Source organism: Jannaschia maritima, from assembly GCF_030973515.1.
Taxonomy (GTDB): Bacteria; Pseudomonadota; Alphaproteobacteria; order Rhodobacterales; family Rhodobacteraceae; genus Jannaschia; species Jannaschia maritima.
This window is the reverse complement of the sequence record NZ_JARGZA010000014.1, coordinates 44,562-67,755: the sequence shown is the minus strand read 5'-3', so window position 1 is coordinate 67,755 and position 23,194 is coordinate 44,562. Positions and strand designations below refer to the sequence as shown.

Below are 23,194 nucleotides of genomic sequence, written 5' to 3'. Positions count from 1 at the left end.
GCCCTGCAATCGTCGCCTCAGGGTTCCCAGAACAGGGACTGGTCGTCGGGCCAGTCGATCTCGAAGGTCAGCTCCACCCGCCGCTCCGCGTCCGGGGCGAGGGTCATGTCCCAGACCGCCACGCCGCGGCGGTCGCGCCACTGACGGGCGTCGGGCGCGGGACTGGCCGTCACGTCGACGGTCACGTCCTCCTGCTCCGACACGGGCAGGGCATAGAGGACCCGCACGTCCCGGGCGGTGTCGCCGGTGTTCGCCACCGTGAAGGCCACGCGCTCGCGCAGGGTGTCGGCGCGGCGGAAGACGCCCGTCTCGCCCTCGCCCCGTTCCAGGCGCGTCCAGGTCAGCTGCACCGTGTCCAGGAATCCGAGGCCCACCTCGCGCGACGCGCCCGCGGGGATCCGCGGCAGCATCGTCTCGCCCAGGCGGGCGCCGTCGCGCATCAGCACGGCCTGTCCCTCCAGGATCGGCTCGGGCGTGGGGTTCGTCAGGTCGGCCACCAGATAGGCCCGGTCGTCGGTGCGCGGGACGGCCAACAGCGACAGCGCCGCGGGCAGGTCCAGGGTTCCCAGCCGCACCTGGCCGATCGTGCCGGGCGGCAGGGTCACGGGTTCGGGCACGTCGTAGCTGACGGTCAGGCCGGTGATGCGGGGCGCCGCCGCCGGCGCGGACGCGGCCCGGCGATCGACGGCCCCGTCCCCATCCAGGGCCATCGCCTCGGCCTGCACGCCGAACACGACCTCCGGCCCCGCCCGGACGACGTCGGGCGGCGGGAGGTCCGGGGCGGTGGCGTCGGACGGGTCCGCGGTGGTCAGCGTGACGGCGACGTCGGTCCAGGCCTCGTCCCGCTCGCCCATGATCGCGGCGCGGCGTTCCAGGGACACGGTCCCGGCCATCGTGTCGAGCGCGAGGGTGTAGAGCGGCGCCCACCGCGTGCCGTAGTCGAACCGCTCTACCGTCACGTCGACGGGGCCGGGGGCGGGGGCGTCGATGGCGACGGACAGGATGGCGGTGTCGTCGGGCAGGGGGGTCAGGCGGTCCAGCGCGGCCTGGGCGTCGTCCCGGGCCTCCTGCGCGTCCTCCAACGTGCGTTGGGCGGCGTCGACGCGGGCCTGCGCGGTCACGCGGTCGGCGGCGGCCGCGCCGGCGGCGTCCCCCAGCGTGCCCAGGAGCGAGGCGATGGCGGCGCCGTCGACGGGCGGGGGCAGGGCGCCCTCGCCGCCACCGGTCAGGGTGTCGATCCAGTCCAGCCGGGTCGTGGCGTCCCGCAGGCCCGCCCGCGCGCGGGCCAGGTCCTCGCGCGCGGCCTGGACCGCGTCGGTCGCCTCGTCCAGGGCGGCGCGGGCCCGGGCCTGCGCGGGCGTGTCGAGCGTTTGCAGGTCCAGCCCGGCCTCGGGGATCAGCGACAGGCCGGTCAGCACCGCGCCGTCCAGCGTCACCTCCGGCATCCGGGAACCGCCCGGCAGGGGGATCAGCAGGCGGTGGGTCCCGGCCTCGACCTCCGCCCGGGCGGTGCGGGTCAGCGCGGCGCCCGACTGGTAGATCGTGGCCGCCCCGATATCGGCGCGCAGGGGGATGTCGGCGGCCCGTGCGATGCCGGGCAACGACAACAGAATCAAGGGGATGAGGGTCCGCATGGCGCGCGCTCCGGATGGGGTCGGTGCCAGTGTGCGTCCGCCGCCCGCGCGGTCAAGCACGGGCGGCGGTCATCGCATAACCGCGGCGGGCATTCACCCTTTCTTAAGGATCCGCGCGTCCAGCGTTTCCGCGATCTGGACGGCGTTCAGGGCCGCCCCCTTGCGGAGGTTGTCGCTGACCACCCACAGGTTCAGGCCGTTCTCGATCGTGGAATCCTGCCGGATCCGGCTGACGAAGGTGGCGAAGTCGCCCACGCATTCGACCGGCGTGACGTAGCCGCCGTCCTCGCGCTTGTCGACGACCAGGACGCCCGGCGCGGTGCGCAGGATGTCGCGGGCCTCGTCCTCGTCCAGGAAATCCTCGAACTCGATGTTGATGGCCTCCGAATGGCCCACGAAGACGGGTACGCGCACGCAGGTTGCGGTGACCTTAATGGCGGGATCGACGATCTTCTTCGTTTCCGCGACCATCTTCCATTCCTCGCGCGTCGATCCGTCCTCCATGAAGCTGTCGATATGGGGGATGACGTTGAACGCGATCTGCTTGGTATAGACCTGCGGCGCGCGTTCCTGGCCGGGGACATACATGCCCTTGGTCTGGTCCCACAACTCGTCGATGGCGTCCTTGCCCGTGCCGCTGACCGACTGGTAAGTGCTTACCACAACACGCTTTATCCGGGCGCGGTCGTGCAGGGGCTTCAGGGCCACGACCATCTGCGCGGTGGAGCAGTTGGGGTTGGCGACGATGTTCCTGCGCGCGTACCCGTCGAGGGCCTGGGGGTTCACCTCCGGCACCACGAGGGGCACGTCGGGGTCGTAGCGGTAGAGGCTGGAATTGTCGATCACGATGCAGCCCGCCTTGGCCGCGCGGGGGGCGTGGGCCTTGGTCGCGTCGGAGCCCACGGCAAAGAACGCGATGTCCCAGCCCGTGAAGTCGAACTGCTCCAAGTCCTTCGTTTTCAACGTCTTGTCGCCGAAGCTGACCTCCGTGCCCATGGAACGGCGGGAGGCCAGGGCGGCGATCTCGTCCACGGGGAACTGGCGTTCGGCCAGGATGTTCAGCATTTCGCGGCCCACGTTTCCCGTGGCGCCGCACACGACGACCTTGTAGCCCAATTGATCTCTCCGATGGGGTGGGAACCGCCCGCGGGCCTACACCCCGAATCACCCCGGAACAACCGAAACAGGGCGTGCACCCCCCGTACACCCCCCGTACACCCCCCGTGCATACGTTCGGCGCATTCCGCACGGGATCGGGGCGGCGGCACGGAACGGTTGCCGGAGGGTGGACGCCCGGTCGACCAAGTCCGCAACGCCGCCGTTACGGCCGTTCCGGTTGCGCCGCCGTCCCGCACGGCGCCATCTGTTCCGATGCAAGCTGGGAGCTTTGGATTGGGCGGTGGATGCCGCGACATTGATCGAACGCTGGTGCGGGGCCGGGGGCAGCGGAGTGGTTGACAGGGGGCCGTTCGCATCCGGGTTGTGAGACTTGTGGGGGGGATGGGTGACGGACTGCGACGGGGCGTTTAGGGAGTATTGATTCGAGGAGCCGGTAACGGCCCAGAGTTGCCGTTCACGATGATCGCTCCGGATGACTACTGTTCACCCAAACAGAACATTCACCTTGTGTAGATGAGGGACCGCCGTGCGGACCAAACTGATAATGGATACTCTACAATAGCAAAAGAGGTAGAAAGGCAACTGGCACTTGACCGCTCGACTGTCTACCGTCCACTGAATGAGCATGGATGGTGAACCGGGGGGGGCAATTCCCCCACAAGAAGATTTCCTTATAAATCAGCTCGGGGGGGTAGAAAATTTATATTCGAATAAAACTGCGGCCAACACGAATAGGTTTTCTGGTCCACCCATCTGATACTGCTTCTCTGAAGAAGATTTTTCGAACAAATACGTCCCTCTGGGGTGGTGTATTTAACCCCATACTCCCAGTATTCTCGAAACCGCCCAACTGCTGGTCCAATGATCACAAGACGAGCCGTTCGTATTTCCCGTCCAAGGGATACCTCAAATACTTCGAACCCGATGTGTTCGTTGAAGCGACGAGCGGTTTGGCCGAAAAGATCGGTTTGCCGCCAGAGTTCCTTGAAGGTTATCGATCCAAGGTTGTTCCGCTCGAGAACTTCTGGGACAACAAACAGTGGGGAGCCAGCGGGCCAAAAATGGGTTTGGGAGTTTCCGCCGTTCTTCAAGAAAGCTACCAGAAAGAGCGGAAATTCGTTCTGCGGGAAGATCACAGAGACCACTTTCAAACCTATACAGGCGCGGGACATTCTTTAGCCGCTGCCGCGATGTATGGAAAGTTCCTGGACGAGGGTTCTTCTGCATACTTAAGCCAGGATTATCGCTATGTGTTTGACCCTACCGAAGTCGAAGAATTTTCAACTGCTTGGCGCAATCGAACGTTTGAGCAGTTTGCCAGCGAGATCGCCCTTACTGCCTTCAACCTCGAACCGAGCCAATATGGCGTAAGGGATCCGACATTCTTCCTGTTCGATCCCAAATCGAATTACGATCTGATCGATTTTTGGAACTTGAGAGCGCAAGCTCTCGGTCGAGTCCACCCAATTCCTATTGATTTTTGGCTTGAGGCCAAAGAGGAATTGGCAAAGCTTGCCGAACGCTACCATCGACCTGTGAGTGGAAACAGGTTTGGACGCAATGCAACACTTGAGCTCGCGCGATCCATCTCTTCAGAAGAGATGGTCCAGAACCTTCAAGCGGACATTTCCGATTGGAAGCCGGGAATAATCTCAATCAAAAGTCGGCGAGACAGGGTGTGGCAAGGTCACTCGAACAACCGTTCTTCAGTAGGTGTCGAGGTCTCACGGCCCTATGCTGTCGAACAGTCCAAAATCATCGAGCAAGATGATGACGAGTATTTCCGGTTTGACACACTTGACCCTGGGTTCGGCGACGATGCTGGGCATTCACATAACGACTACAGTTGGGTCAATGTGTTAACGGTCTCCGACAACTACCATCGTTATGGGCTAGCAACCACGCTTCCATTCAATGTGGACAGAAGATTGCGTTGGCGGCTTTCAGTTGACTGCAAGACCATCGTGAATAGTGAGGGATGGTGCTTTCCACAACGTTTCTCGGGTAGCGGCGAAACGATTAAGAAAAACCCGCCCATCCACTATTTCTCGAAGTATTTCGAAGCCGCAGGGTTTTCGACAGGCCAGTCTGAGGCTGGCCGGATAGCTCAACAGATGTTTTCATCCCTCTCCCGTGAGGCTTCTGCTTTGTACGCAGTCGGAATTTTCGGCTCCGCCGAGCGCCTCAGATTCTTTAATAAATATGCGATGGGCCAACGCATCCGTGCCAGCGGCGATGAAGTGAAAGAGGAGAGTTTTCCAACACGTTCGATTTCACTGACAGATTTGGACAAACACGTCAAAGTGGTTGGACAGGAAGGGGTGACCAGAAAATCGCTTGTGTCTCGGCTGATCGGCTACAATGTTCTCCAACTGGGTGTTGAAGTGAAATGTCCACATTGCTTCAGTGTCAACTGGTATGATCTTGAGGCAATCAAATATGCCTTAAAGTGCGAGCTATGCCGACAAGACTTCGAGTTTCCTCAAGACGACATCGACGGGCGATCCGGAAACTGGAAATATCGGTTGGTTGGACCGTTTGCTACGCCTGACTATGCCAGAGGTTCTTATGCATCCTTGCTGACGGCTCGGATTCTAAGTGAGGTCGGCGGGCGCGACGATCAACTCACATTTTGTACCGGCTTGGAACTAACCTCTGCTGAAGAAAGATACGAAGCGGATTTGGTTTGTTGGCTGCGTGAGGTTGGGCGATTTGACGTACTGGCTGATCCAAAACTGGTGTTCGCCGAATGCAAATCGTTTGCGACTGAAGCGCTCAAGTCAATAGATTTTGCGCGCATGGCTGCCCTTGGCAAGCAGTTTCCAGAGGCGGCGCTTGTGTTTTCGGTATTGAAAGAGGAGTTTTCTGACAATGAGAAATCTTTAGCCGCGACGTTCTTGAGGCAACATGCGGGCAAGTTGCAGTATGGCAGCTACGAGCGGCCAGTCATCTTCCTTACAGGCAGGGACCTCTACTTCAAATACGGCATAAGTGGCGGTGATGATGCTCGTTACACCTATTACGAAACTGACGCGTTGGATGAATTTGCGTCGGCTACTCAACGGCTAAACTTGGGCATGGAAAGCCAAACCCAATGAGGCACGCTAGACCCGGCAACGTCCCATCGGGTGAGCGAACCACGCGTCAAGCCAGTCTTGAGGCTTTACGCTTATACGATCCCTCTCCGTGCAACAAAGAACGTCTGCTCTGGTGGACGCGCTGCGGAGATTGCGCGCCCGCAGCGAACCTCCGCTCTCCGCCAAACGAGTTGCTTACACCGGGTCAGGAGACCGAGACGGCGAATGCACCGTAAGCTACGCCGCCCTTGCCTTTCAACGGCCTTACGCGTGGCCTGCCTGATCTCGAAACGGCCCCGTTCCGCGCCCTCGTGCCCCCCACCCACCTGGACACCCACCCCCCCGCGGCGCAGGGTCGGGGGATGCTCGATCGGTCCGCCCCCTCCGCGCCCACGCTGCCGCCCGCCGCGCCTCGTGGCGCGATGTGCACCGATTGCGGGCTGTCTCGGCTGGAAGGTCTGGCACGGCGATGCGGGACGGCGTGCCAGTTCACGGTGCCGGACTATCCGGCCGCGCAACGGCGGGTGCACGGGACGGGCGAGGACGATCCGTTCTTCGGGCCGCGCGTGGCGATCCACCGGGCGCGGATGCGCGATCCGCTTCCGGGCGCGCAATGGACGGGCCTTGTCAGCGCGCTGGGGGCCGACCTGTTGCGGCGGGGGGTGGTGGACGCCGTGCTGACGCTGGCCGCGCATCCGGACGACCCGTTCCGGGGCGTGCCCGTGATCGTGACCGACCCCGCCGACATGGCCCAGGCGCGGGGGATGCGGATGGGGTTCGCGCCGCTGCTGGCGCTGCTGGGCCCTGCCGCCGCGGCGGGGCACCGGCGCATCGCGGTGATCGGCGTGCCCTGCCAGGTCCACGCCCTGCGCGCGGTGGAGGCGGAGCTGGGGCTGGACGCGCTGTTCGTGATCGGCACGCCGTGCTCGGACAACACCACGCTGAGCAACTTCCACCACTTCCTGTCGCGCCTGACCGACCGGCCCGGCGACGTCACCTATCTGGAGTTCCGGGCCGATTACCGCGTCGAGATCCGGTTCCGGGACGGGGCGGTGCGCACGGTTCCGTTCCTGGACCTGCCGCTGTCGGACCTGCCGGACGACTTCTTTCCGCTGACCTGCCGGACCTGCACCGACTATGCCAACCGCCTGGCGGACGTGGTGGTGGGCTATATGGGCGGCGACGGGGACCAGTGGGTGATCGTGCGCAACGACCGGGGCGCGGCGATGCTGGACGGGCTGGGGGACGCGGTGGTCCTGTCGGCGCCCGCCTCGAAGGGGTCGCGCCGGGGCGCGGTGGCGGGCTTCCTGGCGAACACCGAACGCGCGGCGGGCGGGCTGCCCCTGCGCCGGATGCCGCGCTGGCTGCGGCCCGTGGTGTCCTGGCTGCAGCCGCGCATCGGCCCCCGGGGGACCGAGTTCGCCCGCGCCCGGCTGGAGATGAAGGCCATCGAGGCGATCGTGCACCTGCGCCGCGCCGCGCCGGGGCGGATGCGCCACATGGTGCCCGACCACGTCTGGGCCCTTGCCGCGCCGTATGGCCTGGCCCCCCGGGCGGGCGAGCGGGCGGAGGGGTCGGACGCCCGGTGATGCCGGGTCAGGTCCGGGGGGCGGCCCCGTGTCGTCCGCCGCCGAGCACGGCCCAGCCGATCAGCGCCCAGCCCAAGAGGCCCCGCCCGATCCCCGCGAGCGTGCCGTTCCCGAAGAATAGCGCCCGCAGCACCGCGCCGGGGCCGGGCGGCGCGCCGATCACCCATTGCGCGGGCAGGTCGTCCAAGACGATCCGGTAATAGGCGTAGTGCCCCTGCGGCGACAGCCAAGCGAACAGCCAGAACGCCAGGACCGCGGCGAGGACGCGCCAGGGGCGGCGCGCGCCCCCGGCGGCGAAGGCGATGCATGCGGCCATGCCCGCCATCGCCGCCGACACCGCGACCAGGCCGGCGATCTGGGGAAGGGTCAGGGTGAACAGGCTGTCGTCCGCGAAGGGCATGGGCGGGAGCCTGCCCCACGCGGCTTGTCCGGGAAAGCCCCCCGGGCTACGGGCGGGGCGCGATGTCGGACCCCGGACACCCCTTTGCGCGGCTCTGGCGCGACTATATCCGCCGCTATTGGCCGCTGTTGATCGCGGCCGCGGTCCTGATGACCCTGGAAGGGGCCGCCGTCGGCGTGCTGGCCTGGATGCTGGAGCCGCTCTTCGACCTGGTCTTCGTCGAGCGGCGCTCCGAGATGATCGTGCTGGTGGGCCTGGGCATCTTCGGGCTGTTCGCGCTGCGCGCCGTGGCGGGGGTGGGCCAGCGGATCCTGTTGTCGAAGGCCGCGTTCGAATCGTCCGGGCGCCTCCAGACCGACCTGCTGCGCCACGTGGTCGGGCTGGACAACGCGTATTTCGCGCGCTCCGCCCCGGGGCTGCTGATCGAGCGGGTGCAGGGCGACGTCCGGCAGGTTCAGTCGGCCTGGACGGTGCTGCTGATGGGGGCGGGGCGGGACCTGGTCGCGCTGGTGTCGCTGCTGGTCGTGGCGATCAGCGTCGATCCGGTCTGGACCCTGGTGGCGGGGGTGGGGGCGCCCCTGCTGATCGCGCCCAGCCTGATCGTGCAGCGCTATATCAAGCGCAAGTCGGTCCGCCTGCGCGACATCGCCGAGCGGCGCACGACGCGGCTGGACGAGATCTTCCACGGGATCACGCCCATCAAGCTGAACGCCATGGAAGCGTACCAGGCGGGCCGCTTCGAGGAGGCGACCGACCGCATGGTCCGCGCGTCGATCCGCACGCAGGCGGGGGCCGCGACCGCGCCCGCGCTGCTGGACCTGGCGGTGGGCTTCGGCTTCTTCGCCGTGCTGCTGTATGGCGGTCCGCAGATCGTGTCGGGCGAGAAGTCGGTGGGCGAGTTCATGTCCTTCTTCACCGCCATGACGCTGACCTTCCAGCCCCTGCGCCGCCTGGCCGCGCTGTCGGGCCTGTGGCAGATGCTGATGGCGTCGCTGGAGCGGATCTATGCCCTGCGCGACACGGTGCCCGTCATCACGGCGCCCGCCACGCCCCCTGCCGCGCGGCCCGCGCGCATGGACCTGGCCTTCGAGGGGGTCGCGCTGTCCTATGGGGACACGGCGGTCCTGCGGGGCATCGACTTCACCGCCGCGCAGGGCACGACCACCGCGCTGGTGGGGCCGTCGGGGGCGGGCAAGACGACCGTGTTCAACCTGGCCACCCGGCTGGTGGACCCCGATGCGGGGCGGGTGACGATCGGGGGCACGGACATCCGCGCCATGGCGCTGGGCGACCTGCGGGGCCTGTTCGCCGTCGTCACCCAGGAGACGCTGCTGTTCGACGAGACGCTGCACGAGAACGTGACCCTGGGCCGGGACGTGCCCCCGGACCGGCTGCGGGCGGCGCTGGACGCCGCGCATGTGAGCGATTTCGTGGACCGCCTGCCGGACGGGCTGGACAGCCCCGCGGGGCCGCGGGGGGGCAACCTGTCGGGCGGCCAGCGCCAGCGCATCGCCATCGCGCGCGCGCTTCTGCGCGATGCGCCGATCCTGCTGCTGGACGAGGCGACGTCGGCGCTGGACACCCAGTCGGAGGCGTTGGTCCAGGAGGCCCTGAACCGCCTGTCGCGGGACCGCACGACCCTGGTGATCGCCCACCGCCTGTCCACCGTCCGCGACGCCGACCGCATCCTGGTGATGGAGGCCGGGCGCATCGTGGAGCGCGGCACCCATGCCGAGCTGGTCGCGGCGGGGGGCCTGTACACCCGGCTGGCGGCGCAGCAGCTGGCCTAGACGCGGATCGCGTGGGCGCGCATCGCGTCATAGAACGGCAGGGCGGATCGCAGCAGCCGCGCATCCGCGACGCGGGGCAACGGATCGTCCGCACGGGGGCGCAGGCCGGTGGAGCGGTGGGCCGCGTCGTACCAATGCGGCGCCCAGGCCCCGTCATAGGGCTTCGGACCGGCGGGCCAGGACAGCATGGCGTCGTCCGGGTCCAACCCCAGCGCCGCGCACAGCGCCGCGGTCGCGCCGGCGGGGTCGCGCGCCATGTCCGCCGTGTCCAGGACGACGCCCCCCAGGCGGTCGTAGAGCGCGGCCTGGGCGGCGAAGCCGATATCGCCTTCGGTCATCGCGCCCCGCTTCGCCCCGTAGGACGCGATCACGCGGGCGGGGTGGCGGATCAGGTGCAGGTGGGTCCAGCCTTCGGCCCAGCCGAGCGGCACGCCGTCCATGTGGTGCACCATCAGCTTGGCGTAGGTCCGGGCGGGGGCGTCCCGCAGGGCGGCGGCGACGGCGGCGGGATCGGTCGGCTGCGCCGCCAGCACCGCGTCGCGCATCGGATGGTCCAGGCCGGTGCGGTGGAGGAAGGCGGCGTAGAACGGCTCGTCCAGGACCCGCCAGCCGGGGCGCTGGGCGAAGGCGTACATCATCGCGGTGGACAGGTTGCGGGGACCGGACCAGGCCGCGACCCTCATGGCGTGACCAGATCCTTGTAGAGCCGCCGCAACCGCAGCGTCACCGGGCCCGGTGCGTGGGGCAGGGCGCGCCCGTCGATGGCGCCCACGGGCGTCTGCGCGCCGAAGGTGCCGGTCAGGAACGCTTCCTCCGCGGAATAGCAGTCGACGAGGGTGAAGTTGCGTTCGTGGACCGGAATGCCGTCCGCGCGCGCCAAGCCGATCACGGCCCCCCGGGTGATGCCGTTGAAGCAGTAATCCCCCGTGCTGGTCCACAGCGCGCCGCGCCTGACCAGGAAGAAGTTGCAGGCGTTCGTGGTGGCCACGAAGCCATGGACGTCCAGCATAAGGGCCTCGTCCGCGCCGGCCTTCTCGGCGGCGATGCAGGCCAGGACGCAGTTCAGCTTCGAATGGGTGTTCAGCTTGGGGTCCTGCGTCATGGGCAGGCCGCGGATGTGGGGCACGGTGGCCAGCCGCACGGGGCGGGGGGCGGAAGGGACCGAATGCTCCATGATGATGACGAGGGTGGGTCCGGTCTCCGTCAGGCCGGGATGCTGGAACGGCAGGCGCTTGCGGCCGCGCGTGACCATCAGGCGGGCATGGGCGTCGCCCGTCATGCCGTTCGCGTCGCGCGTGGCCTCCAGCGCGGCGAGGATGTCGGCGCGCGGCGGCAGGGCGATGTCGAGGGCCGCGGCCCCTTCGGCCAGGCGGTCCATGTGGGCGTCGAGGAAGGCCCAGCGTCCGCCGTAGAGGCGCAGCCCCTCCCACACGCCGTCGCCCAGGAGGAACCCGCTGTCGTACACGCTGACCTTCGCGTCGCGGCGGGGGACCAGCGCCCCGTCCACCCAGATCAGGATGTCGGCGTTGCGCGGATCGGGGCGGGCGTCGTGGGTGGTGGCGTGGTCGGTCTGCGTCATGGCGCCGGTTTGGGGGACGGCAGGGGTGGTGGCAAGCCGGTCACGGGCGCGTGACTTGCGCCCGTCGTATCGGTGACGCAAAGTGAACCGAGCGGTTCGGAGCGGGGGCATCGCCATGACCATGACGCACGAGATCCGGCTGGCGGTCCTGGCCGCCACCATCCTGGCGGGGCTGGCCCTGCATACCGGCACGTGGTCGCACGTGGCCGAGGGCTGCGACGACCGGTGCCATCACGGCAAGGCCGTCGACCAGTCCTGACGCCGCGGCTCAACCGGGCCGCGCCACCATGATCCGATCGTAGTGCCGCATCTCGTCGATGAGGTCGACGAAGGGGCGGACATGCGCGAAGAAGCGGCGGAACGCGTCGCTGCCGCGGAACCGCTTCATGTGGTCCTCCGCGCTCGTCCATTCGAGCCGCAGGATGAAGCGGGTCGGATCCTCGACGCAGCGGCACAGGTCGAAGACCGTGCAGTACCCCGAGTCCAGAAGCGGGTCCCTCGCCGCCGCATAGGCCGCGACGAACGCGTCCGCCCGGTCCGCGGGCACGGTGTAGCGGAGGTATTCGACGATCATCAGAACGCCCCGAAGCCGCAGGCGGAGGGCAGGTTGTTGCGGATCACCGTTTGCAGGATGAAGATGCCCAGGATCACCACCAAGGGCGCCAGGTCCAGGCCGCCCGTCTGCGGCAGGATGCGCCGGATGGGGCCGTACATCGGCTCCAGCAGGCGGGCGAGGCCGTCGTAGATCTGGCCCACGATGGGCTGGCGCATGTTCAGCACGCCGAAGGTGATCAGCCAGGACATGATGATGTGGACGATGATGATCGTCTGGACCACCGACAGGATGGTGGAGGCGATCTGCAGCAGCGAGCACATGGAGCGTGGGCCTTCCGCGTCGGGAGTCGGCTCCGATCTAGGCAGGCGGGGGGCGGGGGGCAAGCGCGGGCGGAGTTGACGCCGGGTCGCGGTTGACGTGCGGGGCCGGCACGTCACCCATGCCGGCCATGTACCCGTTCGTCCGACTCGCCTGGCAGCTGCTGCGCCACCGCGGCGACCCGCCCATGGACCTGACCGACGTCCACGTGTCCCGCCACCTGTGCCTGCCCTGGGATCTGGACGGCTTCGGCGAGATGAACAACGGCCGCATCCTGACCCTGATGGATCTGGGCCGGTTCACCGCGGGCACGCGGATCGGCCTGTTGACGACGTTGCGGCGGGAAGGGTGGGGCCTGGCCGTAGCGGGCGGATCGGTCCGCTATCGCCGCCGCATCACGGCCTTCGCCCGCATCGAGATGCGCACCCGCACCGTGGGGTGGGACGCGCGCTTCGTTTATATCGTGCAGGAGATGTGGGTCCGCGGCGAATGCGCGTGCCAAGCCGTGCTGCGGACCGCGGTGACGGGGGACCGGCGCGCCGTTCCCACCGACCGCGTCCTGGCCGCCCTGGGCCGCACTGCGCCCGCGCCCGTCCTGCCCGACTGGGTCGCTGCCTGGGCGGAGGCCGACGCGCTGCGCCCCTGGCCGCCCGTGGCGACGCGGGACGCGTCCGAGCCCTAGATCGGACGGCGCTCCGGAAGCGGGGCGGCGGGGCGTCCGGCGACGGGCCCTGGTCCGTCTGGTCCGTCCACGGGCACGGCGCGCAGGGCGAGGCCCATCTCCGCCATCGTCGCCATGAGGTCGCGCAGGGTCATCCCGTCCGCGCCCGCCGTCAGCGCGGCCCGCGCCCGGCAGAGCCCGTCGCGCCGCGCGATCGCGCTGGACACGACCACCACCGCGGACGGCCCCTTCCCGAACGCCGCGGTCACGCAGGCCGCATCGGTGCCGCGGGGGCGGGGCGAGGCGGCATCGGCGGGCGCGGTGGTCGATGGATCGGGCGTCGGGGCGGGCATGGTCGTTCCGTAGCGGGCGCAGCCGCCGCCGTACACGGCCGGAATGGACGCTACGTTAACGGGCCCACGGGACCGCGGTCGGTAGGATGTGGGCGAGGGATGGAGGGAGGTGTATGACGTGCCACCGACTTTGTGTATTCAGGTTCAACGTTAACAACGAGTTAGCTGAAGTGTGGTCCTCCACTCTGTGGCTTCGTGCCATGATCTTGCTTTGTTCACGGTCCATCGTTCCATTCGGCCTGCACGTAATCTTGCCGAGTAGGCCGGCATCATACTCGTCGATCAGCCGCCATACTTCGGGACTGGATCGCCACCATATCCGCTCCGTACCCGGAAGGACGACGATGATCGTCGACCTTCCGTTCTCCCGCACCCGTTAGGCAGGTTCCGCTATTCGTTTGATCTTTCCGTAGTCCCATGTCTCGGGCAGATCTCCGGGCCGTTGAGTCTGCCATTGCCGATGCGCAGGCGAGGCCCCATGGGGGCCGTTGCGGGCTCGCCTGTGCCGACCGAGAGAGCGGCGAGGCTCTGCCGCATCGCTCCGACGCCCGCGTTCCCCAACGGCATCATTGGTCGGTCGCTCATGTCGACACGGACCGGGGAACCCTGCGCCGCAAGCAGGCAGTCCTATGACGGCGCTCAGGGCGGGTCGCCCCCCGGGGCGGGCGTCATAGTGCAGCCGCCGCTCCTCGGTCTCCGCCCGGGCGGGTGGGACCATGTCGGGCGCAAGGACCGAGGGGCCGTTCGACAGGATCGATGTGGCGAGGTACGGGGTTCGGCAGGGCGGCAGGGCAGGCTCGGGCGGCGAGGGAAGTCGGGAACGAGAAAGCCCCCAAGACGAGCCCGGGGGCGGATGATCTACGCGCACGGCGTCCCGTCAACGAGGCACGCGATCTCCCGAGGTTCCGATCAAGAACGCGTCGCTCGTCTTCGTCCTGACGAACCCAGGCCGCGCATGCCGGACCGAGCATCGCAGCACGGGTCCTCCAGCATCGATCCCGACGACGCCGGTAAGGCAGCCGAAAGATGCCGGGACAAGACCGAGGCGGCGCAGATCGAGGACCCCCAGATGACACAGCTCCCCACCCTCATTGGTTCCATTCCGTCTACAGGGGAGGATTCGAGCCGCCCCATCACGGAAGACGAAGCTCGCACGACAACCACTTCTCTCACGACAACCGCCGGGACGGTGACCTCGTATCAGATCGCGAATGGCTATACCGTCGACCCGGAGGCTAACGCGTCTGCGTCGCGCAACCCGTACGACGTCTCGGACATCCTCGCGCGGAACACTGCCGTTCTGAACGGCACTCCAGTCGAAGGATGGGGCGAACCTACTTCCTATGTGGAGATCGCGCAGGTCCGGGGGCGGTCGGGGGCGCGGCCCGCGCAGTCCTCCCCAATCGGCGTCCGTGGGGATGTCGAAGAAGTCGGTGATGGCGTCTTCTATCTAAAAGACGCGAATGGCAACGTGTTCCTCGATCCGTTCGACCATAACACCGGATCGCTCGGCATCTCCGTCGTCCGCCTTCAGTCCGGTGTGAACGCCGCCGTTGTGCCGGTCCAGCTTCCTCCGGTGGACAACCCACGCCAATACTACGAACCGCTCGTCAAGCAGAACGCGATCGTCGAGAAGGGGGATCCGATCTTCCGCCTGGTCGACCCCGACCTCGATGCGCGCATCGACAGTACACGCGAGGACCTCTCGGCCAGTCGCCAGGTGATCCAAGCCTCCTTCGCCGACGCGAGGAACCAAGCGGAGCAACTGGACGAACGGATCGCGGGCTCCGAGGAACTGGTCCGGCGTGACCCGGATCGACTCGACGAACAGCGAAAGGCCATCGCCGCGGTGCGAGACAGACTCACGCTGCGGGAACGCTCGAATGCCCTTCAGGTCGCCAACCAGTACGTCGAGATCGCCGACGCGGCCTATGCGGTCTGGAAAGCGGACGGCTTCCGCAGCTTTCGTGAGATCCTGTCGCTCCGTGGGCTAAACGAGGAGGAGATCGAACGCATCTACGAGGCAGGCTCGGCGAAGAACCTAGCGATACGGCTCGGCATCGTGGAGAAGCCGAACAACTTCGAAGGCGTTGTCCCGAAGGACACCCTTCCGGAGGAGTTCCAGTCGGACGATCCCTTCCTCGCAGACCTTTACTACCAGGAGTACATCGAGGACACGCTACAGCCCGACCTCGCGCCGATCGAGGCGCGCTTCACCGACGCCGTCGACCGCCTCGGCACGCTCCTGGCAGAAGATCTCGGCAACGAAGCTCTGATCCGCGCCGAGCTGGACTTCCTCAACCTGGAGAACGAGGCGACGCGGAACAGAACCGAACTGAGGGTCCTGACAGTCGAGAGGTCGCGCATCAGCGCCATCGAGACCACATTGTCGGGCGACGAGATAGACGTAGAGCAGATCCAGGCGCTCCTCGAAAGTGGCAGCGTGGGTGGGCTCACCTCCGAGGTCGCGGACGCGATCGCGCAATATCGCAGCCTCCAGGGGACCCTCGAGACCCTCGAGACGCAAAGGGACGAGAACATCATCCGCGCGCGCGTGTCGGGGCAACTCACCCGCAGCCTGCTGGAGCATATCGCGTACAACTTCTCCCAAGGTGCCGGGAAGCCGTTCCTGTCGAGAAGCGGCCGACCGGAACCGAATACCCCCACCGTCCAAGGCTTGCCGGACGTCAATGACTTTACCCCTGTCATCATACCGAAGGCGAACGTGCGAGACGACACGGAGAACGCGATCGAGGTAGTCGTGGATCAAGTCACCGCCGAACTCTACGAAGACCGGCTGGGCGAGACCTTCCAGTTCCGCACTGCGAGCGGCGAGATGGGAACGGCGAAGCTGGAGGAGGTTACGCAGGTCGCGCAAAACATCGGCTGGCGGCTGACATTCACGGAGCCGGTCGTCGTCCGCAACGGCGCAGCCGTCCCCCTTCAGCCGATCGAGCAGCAGAACCCCGTGACGGTGTTCGCCCTGGAAAATCTCAAGTCCCGCGATACGAAGGTCTCGGAAGTGGTGACATACCTCGGGGAGCCGGTTCAGCAGATCTCGGACTACGCGTTCCCCATCGTCCACCAACGCATCCAGGTGCGCGTTCCTGTCTATCTCAACGAGGGCGACGACAATCCGATCGGGTACATCGTCATCAACGCGATCGGAGAAACCGATGGCCGGTACGCCCGGTTCGTCGAGGACTCCGTGATTGCGACCTTCGAGGTCGAGGGCAACCAAAGCGCTGAAGTCCCCATAAGGGAGCAAACCCTTACATCGTTCGGCGGCTCGATCGGCGGCGAGCAGGCTCTGCCGGGCAGCGGGGGCTCCGTTGAGGTCGCGCTAGTCGCGACGAAGAACAACGACAGCGTCAGTTGGAGCCTCGGCGGGACGCTCGATCTGAAGGAGCTGTTCAAGAAGCTTCCGATCAGCATTCGTGCAGACATAGGAAAGGCGACCATCCCCGATAACCGTTCCCGCGATATCAAGCTGGAGATCGGTGCGGCGTTCGAAGGCGCGACGGATGCGCAAGGCAATCCAGTGTCGTTCGTGGTTCGGGTTGCCGAAGGTGTCGTGCTGAACTAGGCCCCAGGCTTGACCCGCACCGACTTCCCTCCGACGACGCCGGAGCGGTACTTCACTTCCTCGTTCACGCGATCGAGCCGGCCGGTGAAGCTGATCTATGCTCAATGCTCGCAGGGGGGGCCATATAGGGGGACACGTCCTCGTGGCTGTCGTCCATGATTTCGGCCAGGCAGGTTACTTTTCGCGCAGCAGGCCGGCGACGGTGTCTCACTGAGCTTGCTGTCAACCATCACCTCCTGGGCAGAGATGGTCTTGGAGCATGGCTGCGACCGCCGGACGATTTTTGGTCGGGGCATGGATGAGTGCGTCGCGTGGGCGGTAAACGCGGTGTCACCACCGATCGCTGGTGGCCGGGCGGTCGCGGACTTAGGTCCAAGTCCTACTGCCTCGCCGAGGCGGGGATCCGACGTGCGAGTCCGTGACAGGGGGCGCTCAGCGGATGGCGTTCGGGAACTCGAAGGTGGCGCCCGACAGGGAGATGCTGACCTCGTTCTCCTCGGGCGAGACGCGGAGCTCCGCGCCGCGCCAGGCAATGCCGCCGTACCAGGTGACGTTCTTCGTCGCCAGCCCCGTCGCGGTCTCGCCCAAGGCGTCCAGCCCGGTGGCGAGCAGCGCGCCTTTGCCTAAAGGGAACGTTGCCGCGTCGATCACGATCGCCCCTGCCTGCTTAACTCTGACGCCGGCGTTGATCGCGACGCTAACGATTGCGTCGATTGCAGGGTCCGTTACGGCCAGGTTGATGATCTCGAAGTTCGCGGATTGGGCGGCATCGAGTTCGGCATCTGCATAGGTCCTGGTGTTGTAGGAGACGGACGTGCCCGGCGCGATCGGGATCGACCCGCCGAGCCCGACCTCGACCTCCCTGTGGTTGAGGTTCACCGTCGCGACGAGGTCGGTGTTCGGGGTCCCGACGACATCTTCGCCCTGCCGATCGGCATATTGATGACGCCGCCGAAGACCAGCGCGTCGGGAGGCGTGTTCCTGAGGACCTCCCCCGCCGCGCCGAGCAGGCCGGACAGTTGATCGACGACCTTCTCCTTCAGTTCGCTCGCCAAGTGCAGGGCCGGATGGGCGGGCTCTTCCGCGCCGCCAAGCAGGTCCGCCGTCAGCACCTGGTTCCGGTTCCCTGTCCACGGCTAGATGCGAGAGCTGTCCGTCTTGTCGGCCTGCGTCATGGTCTCTCCTTTCGGCCATAGCGACCAAGCAGCACGAACCTGGCCGCAGCCTTTCGGGCTCAGGGCCCTGATAGGCCCGGTGCGCCGTCATCTTGCCGAAAGGCGGGAGTGGCGGGGTGACGGGGCCACAAACAGAGGAGGCATCCCCAATGCCAGAGATCGTCCTGCCCGCGGAGGCGGTGCCCCGCGCGCCACTCGTCGACCTCGTCCGCACGGACCCATCCTCGGACGACCTCTCGTTCGAGAAACTCGAGGCGCCTAACCCCGGCGGGGTCGATCCCAGAGGGTACCCCCGGCCGACGCGCTACGTGGTGCCCGAGCCGGAGGACTCCTGGACGCTGGGCGGGCTTCCCGAGATCGAGCCGCTCGGGCCCTACGTCGCTCCGCTTCCCAAGATTGCGCTCACGAATCTCGAGGACGCGTTCAAGGAAGCCACGGGATTGCTCGCCCCAATCATCGACGACGATGAGCTCGGCATCGCGGTCCCGAACGAGGTGCCCTCCTCGCCTTATGATGATGTAGGCGCGGATCGTCTCGACTTCGCTGAGGAGGCGACAGTCCCGGCCTACGAGGGGACCGTGGCACCCGAGACCGCGGCATCGAACGATACCGACGCGGGTGGAACGACGCGGGACGAGACGGGCGTTCATCTCGCGCGCGGCGCCGAGACGTCGATCGCCACCGAGGCGTCGCTCGGCGTCGGGGCTTCGGAGGTTGACCGCATCGTCGCGCGCCGCCGGCTCCTCGTGGAGGGGCAGGCTGTGTCCAGGCTCGACTGGATCGCGGCTGGCCTGGCGTCCCTGCCGAACTTCGAGCGGCCCGACGAAGAATGAGTCCGGCCGACGGGCCTCGTGCCCGTCGGCCGCCCGCGCAGGCTCAAGAGCCCGCGTGCAACGCCGCCAGCGATCGCGTGACGCTGAGCGTGACGCTGCCGATCACTTCTTCCTCCGCGTCCAGGATGATGAGCTGCGTGCGCCCCGCCGAACTTCCGAGCACGAACATCGTGCGCTCCGAGACGATCTGGACATCCGCGACGGCTGGGTTCGCCAAGAGCACGGTGGCCGCGGGCCGGTCGAGCCGTAGAAGCCGTCCCTCCGACTGCATGATCTGCATCCAGCCTTCGCTCGAAGCAAGCTCGACCTCCCGGGGCTGCTGCGCGCTCGACGGCCAGGCGACGGCCAGGAGCGCCGCGGCGGCGGTCGCGCGCAGGGCGGCACGACCGGTCATGCCGCTCGCTCCGAGGTCGTGACTGCGAGCGCAGTCTGCTCGCGCAGCGGCATCCGCCCGTCGCGGGCGGCGGCCTCGCCCAGCCGGACGGTGGCGCAAGGGACGACCGTGTAGTCGTCGCTGAGTTCTTGGAAAGACAGCACGTCGATCTCCACGAGGTTGCGGTTCAGGAAGGCCTTTACGTGACGCCTGACGTCCATGGAGGTCAGGATCACCGGTCGCGCCTCGATAGGGTCGAGCTGTGAGATTTGCGCGTTCACCACGCGCAGGAGCTCCGCCGACATGTTTTCGGCGAGCACGAGGAACGTACCCTGGTCCGTCCCGCGCAGCCCCGCGCGCAGCAGCTCTTCGGAGGCCCGCTCGATAACGATGGTCGAGATCACGCGGCTGCGGTCGGCGACCTGTTGGCAGAGCTGCTGGCGGAGCGCCACGCGGCAGTGTTCGGCGAGGACGAGTGGATCCTTCTCGGCTGCCGCCCATTCCACCAAAGTCTCGAGGATCTTACGCACATTCGATAGCGAGACGCCTTCGTCGAGGAGCCGGCGGAACACGTTGGCGAGCTTGGGCAGCGGGACCAGACGAGCGCATTCTCCCACGAGGAAGGGGTAGTCCGCCTCGACGCGTGCCAGGACGTTCTTGGCCTCCTGGATGCCGATCAGCATCGGGTAATGGGCGACGACGCCGCGGGCCGCGTCCGCGAAAAGTGTCAAAGGCATGTCGGAATGGGGCACGCCCAGCTCCGAGAGGCGCGGGCCGTGGATCTCGGGAACCTCGAGGTCGCGGCGCCAGGGGCCGACCTTGCGCGGCTCGAAGGGAATGTCGTGGACCTCGAGGACGGTAGGCATGTCGGCCGCGTAGAGATGCGCCGCCCGGACGGTGCCCCAGACATGGGGGGCGCCGTCGATCAAGACCCTGAACTGTGCATCCTCGAGCCCATCGACGGGCCGCAGGCCCATCGTACAAGGCGCGACGCCCGTCGCGTCGCCCACCTGCGCGGCCATCTCGACCAAGCCCTCGGCAGCGCGCGTCGGGCCCAGTGCCTCGAAGAGGGCGGGCGACAACTCCAGGATCGCGCGCGTGTCGTCGTCGGGCGCCAGCGGGTCGGGCACGGCGCCCCGTTCCGAACCCGCGTCCGCCTCGGGCGGGGCATCGGGCGTGGCCGCCGCTTTGCCGCGGTGCATCAGCACCGAGCCGGCTGCGAAGCACCCTGCCAATAGCAACAAGGTCGCCGTGGGAAAGCCTGGGATCAACGCCAGTCCCGCGAGCCCCACGGCGGCGATCCCCGTCGCGCGCGGGTCGGCGCCGATCTGGCCGAAGATATCCGCCCCGAGGTTGCGCGGCCCGTCGCCCTTGACCCGGGTGACGATCACCGCGGCCGTGATCGAAACCAGGAGCGCGGGGATCTGGGAGATGAGCGCGTCGCCCACCGTCAAGAGGACGAACCGGCGCGATGCCTCAGCGAAGGTCATGCCGAACTGGGTTATGCCGATCAGCAGTCCGCCGACCAGGTTGATGAGGATGATGACGATGCCCGCGATGGCGTCGCCCTTCACGAACTTCATCGCCCCGTCCATCGCCCCGAAGAACTGATTCTCACGCTCGAGCACGCTGCGCCGCTCGGCGGCCTCGGCGTTGGTCAGGTCCCCCGAGCGCAGCTCCGCATCGATCGCCATCTGCTTGCCGGGCAACGCATCGAGCGTGAAGCGCGCGCTAACCTCGGCGATGCGCTCCGAGCCCTTGGCGATGACCACGAACTGCACGATCGTGACGATGAAGAAGATCACGAGGCCCACGACCACGTTCCCGGCAATGACCACGCGCCCGAACGTCTCGACGATGCGGCCCGCGTCGCCCTCCGCCAGGATCAGGCGCGTGGTCGAGATCGACAGTGCCAGCCGGAACGTCGTGGCGATCAGGATGATGCCCGGCAGCGACGACAGCGCGAGCGGCGTGACGAGGTAGACTGCCGTCATCAGCAGAAGGAACGCTACGCCGAAGTTCAGCCCTATCAGCGCGTCGACCAAGACCGTCGGCATTGGTAGGATCATCAGCCCGACGATCCCAGCCAGCAGCCCCGCGATCAGCAGGTCGCGCCCCTCGGGCAGGCGTGCGGCGATGGCCCTCATGCGACAGCCGACAGGGGCGTCTCGCCCACGCCCGCGGCGTCGACGAGGCCCTGGTACTCCGCCCAGGCCATGCGGGCGTTATCGCGCCGTCCGAGTTGGGCGAAGGCCCGGCAGCGCGCGCGCAGCGCAAAGGCCAACTCGGCCGTCTCGTATTCATGCTCGAGCAGGACGTCGAGCTGCGCGAGGGCCGCTTCGGCGTCCCCCTCCGAAAGGTGCGCGCGCACGAGGATTCGAGCGGGCAGGGGGTCGGACGGGGCGTGACGCTGGACGAGCTCGGCCAGCACGATCGCGCGGCGCTGGCAGCCCAGCCGGTGGTACACGTCGGCCAGCAGCACGAGGATCTCGCACTGACGTGGCGAGAGCGCGGGGCCGGAGCGTCGCGGGCGGCCCATGCTCATCCCTTCACGACGCCGGACAGGAAGGCGTCCAGCGCCTCGAACTTCTGCAGCTCGCCCTTCAGGACCCAGTGCGCGCGCCGCAGCTCGCGCTCGCAGGTCACCGCACGCGCCGCTCGGTAGAGCGCGGTGATCGCCTCGAGCTCCTGGCGGAACGTACCTGGCCCATAGCGGTGGCGCCCGATCTCGGACCACAAGGCCGCCTCGAGCGGATCGGCCGCCGTCACCGTGATCGCCGCGGGCTTCTCGGGATGGCTGACGGGCTTGTGCGCCTCCACCCGAGCGAGCGCCACCTCGTCGGCGCGCTCGACCCGGTCGATGGGCGGCTTTCGGGCGGTGATCTTGACCATACAGGCGCTCCCTCAGTCCATCCGGACGGTGACGCGGTGATCGTCGAAGCGCAGCGTCAAGTCGTAAGCGCCGATCGCCTCGACGACCCAGCCATCCGCGAGCGTCTCGCCGATCGTGAAACGCTGGCCCTCGATCAGCGCGTAAGGGTCCTTGATATGCCACAGCGCGCTGATGCGGGGCAGGGGTGGGGTCTTCGCGCGCTCGGCGACGGCCACGACGTCCGAGGAGTCGAGGACCAGGCCGGGATGATCCTCGTCGAGCCGGCGCTGCAGCGCGCGGAAGCGTCCCATCGCCTCGAGTCCGAGCTCGCCGGAGAAGCGCACCAGCCCCGGGGCGAGCGTATAGTCGAGCGCGTTCAGATCGTGCCGGGCGATCGCCTGGGCCAACCCGGAGGCGAGCTCGGCCTCTGCGTGGGCCGGGCCCTGCGGGGCGGGCCGCGCGGGCGCGATGGCGGCGTCGAAGAGGATGGGGATCGGGTCGATCGGGGCCCGCTTCGGCGCGTCGAGACTTCGCGCCTCCCGGCGGGGCGCGGTCTCGATCGGGTTCCCGGCGCAGGAGCCGAGCATCCGGCACCCGGCTTCTGGCTCCGTGGGAAAGATGGTCCAGATCGCGGTCGCTGCGGCGAGGCTGGCGGCGAGCCACAGCGCGGGCCCGGTTCTGCGGGGATCGGGCATGCCGGGGTCGAACGCGATGCGGATGCCGCCCGCTTCGAGCACGCAGGGGGTGGTCGTCGAAGCCACGTTGCCCTCGGGTAGCTGGGGCCCGGCCTCGAAGGTGCAGGCCTCGCCCGCGGCCTCGATCCGCATCCCGTCCCCGGCAACGACGACGCGCAGATGGCCGGGTAGGATGCCGTCGTCCAGCAGGACGACGTCGTCCCCGTCCGCGCTGCCCACCATATGCGAGCCGGGCGGCAGGTCGGCGCGGGCACCGGCATGGAGGCCGTCGAGGATGCGGAGATTGGCGGGCATGGCGGGCTTCCGGAATGTCGGGTGGTGCGGCGGCCCCCAGGGAGGAGGGGGCCGCCGCGTGCCGTCACGAGATCGTCGCGTCGGCGACCTTCTTGATGTTCTTGAGCTCGGCAGCGAGCACCTGGAACTGCTGCGCCTGATCGGTGATCTGCGCGTAGGTCAACTCGAACTGATCGAGCTGATCCTGGAACTTCTTGGGATCGACGCTCCCGTCCTCTTCGGTTGGCATGCCGCTGGTCCCGGTCTCTTCGGTCGCTTTGACGCCATCGCTCATCGTCTTCTCTCCTTGG

The 23,194-nt window shown here is 67.4% G+C and carries 23 protein-coding genes; 7 read left to right on the top strand and 16 right to left on the bottom strand.

Going from position 1 to position 23,194, the window contains the following annotated elements; all coding sequences use genetic code 11:
* Window positions 1-17: 17 nt before the first annotated feature.
* Both P0084_RS13830 and P0084_RS13825 read right to left on the bottom strand, forming a co-directional pair.
* A complete protein-coding gene (locus P0084_RS13830) occupies window positions 18-1,634 on the bottom strand; it encodes a mucoidy inhibitor MuiA family protein (RefSeq protein WP_308917454.1) in 1,617 nt (538 codons plus the stop codon).
* Window positions 1,635-1,727: 93 nt separating this feature from the next.
* Complete coding sequence (locus tag P0084_RS13825; RefSeq protein ID WP_308917453.1) at window positions 1,728-2,750, bottom strand: aspartate-semialdehyde dehydrogenase; 1,023 nt, start codon at window positions 2,748-2,750, stop codon at window positions 1,728-1,730.
* 953 nt (window positions 2,751-3,703) lie between these two features.
* Between P0084_RS13825 and P0084_RS13820 the strand changes: the two genes are divergently transcribed.
* Both P0084_RS13820 and P0084_RS13815 read left to right on the top strand, forming a co-directional pair.
* Complete coding sequence (locus P0084_RS13820) at window positions 3,704-5,851, top strand: hypothetical protein (protein ID WP_308917452.1); 2,148 nt, start codon at window positions 3,704-3,706, stop codon at window positions 5,849-5,851.
* Between the two features lie 227 nt (window positions 5,852-6,078).
* Window positions 6,079-7,419 (top strand): Coenzyme F420 hydrogenase/dehydrogenase, beta subunit C-terminal domain, encoded by a 1,341-nt coding sequence (locus P0084_RS13815; RefSeq protein WP_308917451.1) that lies wholly within the window; start codon window positions 6,079-6,081, stop codon window positions 7,417-7,419.
* A gap of 7 nt (window positions 7,420-7,426) precedes the next feature.
* Here P0084_RS13815 and P0084_RS13810 read toward each other — a convergent pair whose 3' ends face one another.
* Window positions 7,427-7,819 (bottom strand): hypothetical protein, encoded by a 393-nt coding sequence (locus P0084_RS13810; protein ID WP_308917450.1) that lies wholly within the window; start codon window positions 7,817-7,819, stop codon window positions 7,427-7,429.
* Window positions 7,820-7,881: 62 nt separating this feature from the next.
* Here P0084_RS13810 and P0084_RS13805 point away from each other — a divergent pair, with 62 nt between their 5' ends.
* Entirely contained in the window at window positions 7,882-9,609 is a 1,728-nt protein-coding gene (locus P0084_RS13805; protein WP_308917449.1) for an ABC transporter ATP-binding protein, read from the top strand.
* On the opposite strand, the gene P0084_RS13800 is transcribed toward P0084_RS13805, so the two are convergent.
* Complete coding sequence (locus P0084_RS13800) at window positions 9,606-10,292, bottom strand: sulfotransferase-like domain-containing protein (RefSeq protein WP_308917448.1); 687 nt, start codon at window positions 10,290-10,292, stop codon at window positions 9,606-9,608. The genes P0084_RS13805 and P0084_RS13800 overlap by 4 nt on opposite strands.
* Window positions 10,289-11,188: an aminotransferase class IV gene (locus P0084_RS13795; protein ID WP_308917447.1), complete on the bottom strand. Its 900-nt coding sequence runs from the start codon at window positions 11,186-11,188 to the stop codon at window positions 10,289-10,291. The genes P0084_RS13800 and P0084_RS13795 overlap by 4 nt, the downstream gene beginning before the upstream one ends.
* Window positions 11,189-11,303: 115 nt before the next feature.
* On the opposite strand from P0084_RS13795, the gene P0084_RS13790 reads away from it, so the two are divergent.
* Window positions 11,304-11,447, top strand: coding sequence for a hypothetical protein (locus P0084_RS13790; protein WP_308917446.1), 144 nt, complete (start codon window positions 11,304-11,306; stop codon window positions 11,445-11,447).
* A 9-nt stretch (window positions 11,448-11,456) separates the two neighbouring features.
* On the opposite strand, the gene P0084_RS13785 is transcribed toward P0084_RS13790, so the two are convergent.
* The gene (locus tag P0084_RS13785; RefSeq protein WP_308917445.1) at window positions 11,457-11,762 is read right to left on the bottom strand and encodes a putative quinol monooxygenase; all 306 of its coding nucleotides are present in this window, start codon (window positions 11,760-11,762) and stop codon (window positions 11,457-11,459) included.
* Window positions 11,762-12,064: a YggT family protein gene (locus tag P0084_RS13780; RefSeq protein WP_308917444.1), complete on the bottom strand. Its 303-nt coding sequence runs from the start codon at window positions 12,062-12,064 to the stop codon at window positions 11,762-11,764. Before P0084_RS13780 ends, P0084_RS13785 begins: the two co-directional genes overlap by 1 nt.
* A 128-nt stretch (window positions 12,065-12,192) precedes the next feature.
* On the opposite strand from P0084_RS13780, the gene P0084_RS13775 reads away from it, so the two are divergent.
* The gene (locus tag P0084_RS13775; RefSeq protein ID WP_308917443.1) at window positions 12,193-12,744 is read left to right on the top strand and encodes an acyl-CoA thioesterase; all 552 of its coding nucleotides are present in this window, start codon (window positions 12,193-12,195) and stop codon (window positions 12,742-12,744) included.
* On the opposite strand, the gene P0084_RS13770 is transcribed toward P0084_RS13775, so the two are convergent.
* The gene (locus P0084_RS13770; protein WP_308917442.1) at window positions 12,741-13,076 is read right to left on the bottom strand and encodes a hypothetical protein; all 336 of its coding nucleotides are present in this window, start codon (window positions 13,074-13,076) and stop codon (window positions 12,741-12,743) included. The two genes, P0084_RS13775 and P0084_RS13770, sit on opposite strands and share 4 nt — an antisense overlap.
* 955 nt (window positions 13,077-14,031) lie before the next feature.
* Between P0084_RS13770 and P0084_RS13765 the strand changes: the two genes are divergently transcribed.
* Window positions 14,032-16,662, top strand: coding sequence for a hypothetical protein (locus tag P0084_RS13765; RefSeq protein ID WP_308917441.1), 2,631 nt, complete (start codon window positions 14,032-14,034; stop codon window positions 16,660-16,662).
* Between the two features lie 432 nt (window positions 16,663-17,094).
* Here P0084_RS13765 and P0084_RS13760 read toward each other — a convergent pair whose 3' ends face one another.
* Window positions 17,095-17,541 (bottom strand): hypothetical protein, encoded by a 447-nt coding sequence (locus P0084_RS13760; protein ID WP_308917440.1) that lies wholly within the window; start codon window positions 17,539-17,541, stop codon window positions 17,095-17,097.
* Window positions 17,538-17,774, bottom strand: a complete 237-nt coding sequence (locus P0084_RS13755) for a hypothetical protein (RefSeq protein WP_308917439.1) — start codon at window positions 17,772-17,774, stop codon at window positions 17,538-17,540. Before P0084_RS13755 ends, P0084_RS13760 begins: the two co-directional genes overlap by 4 nt.
* A 212-nt stretch (window positions 17,775-17,986) precedes the next feature.
* Here P0084_RS13755 and P0084_RS13750 point away from each other — a divergent pair, with 212 nt between their 5' ends.
* Window positions 17,987-18,670 (top strand): hypothetical protein, encoded by a 684-nt coding sequence (locus tag P0084_RS13750; protein ID WP_308917438.1) that lies wholly within the window; start codon window positions 17,987-17,989, stop codon window positions 18,668-18,670.
* A 43-nt stretch (window positions 18,671-18,713) separates the two neighbouring features.
* Here P0084_RS13750 and P0084_RS13745 read toward each other — a convergent pair whose 3' ends face one another.
* The 6 genes from P0084_RS13745 to P0084_RS13720 form a co-directional block, all read right to left on the bottom strand.
* The gene (locus P0084_RS13745; protein ID WP_308917437.1) at window positions 18,714-19,064 is read right to left on the bottom strand and encodes a pilus assembly protein N-terminal domain-containing protein; all 351 of its coding nucleotides are present in this window, start codon (window positions 19,062-19,064) and stop codon (window positions 18,714-18,716) included.
* Window positions 19,061-21,190 (bottom strand): type III secretion system export apparatus subunit SctV, encoded by a 2,130-nt coding sequence (gene sctV, locus P0084_RS13740; protein ID WP_308917436.1) that lies wholly within the window; start codon window positions 21,188-21,190, stop codon window positions 19,061-19,063. Before sctV ends, P0084_RS13745 begins: the two co-directional genes overlap by 4 nt.
* On the bottom strand, window positions 21,187-21,582 hold the full coding sequence (locus P0084_RS13735; protein ID WP_308917435.1) for a tetratricopeptide repeat protein: 396 nt from the start codon (window positions 21,580-21,582) through the stop codon (window positions 21,187-21,189). The genes sctV and P0084_RS13735 overlap by 4 nt, the downstream gene beginning before the upstream one ends.
* 2 nt (window positions 21,583-21,584) lie before the next feature.
* On the bottom strand, window positions 21,585-21,935 hold the full coding sequence (locus P0084_RS13730) for a hypothetical protein (protein WP_308917434.1): 351 nt from the start codon (window positions 21,933-21,935) through the stop codon (window positions 21,585-21,587).
* 12 nt (window positions 21,936-21,947) lie between these two features.
* Complete coding sequence (locus tag P0084_RS13725; RefSeq protein ID WP_308917433.1) at window positions 21,948-22,904, bottom strand: FHA domain-containing protein; 957 nt, start codon at window positions 22,902-22,904, stop codon at window positions 21,948-21,950.
* Window positions 22,905-22,968: 64 nt separating this feature from the next.
* A complete protein-coding gene (locus tag P0084_RS13720) occupies window positions 22,969-23,178 on the bottom strand; it encodes a hypothetical protein (RefSeq protein ID WP_308917432.1) in 210 nt (69 codons plus the stop codon).
* Between the last annotated feature and the right edge of the window lie 16 nt (window positions 23,179-23,194).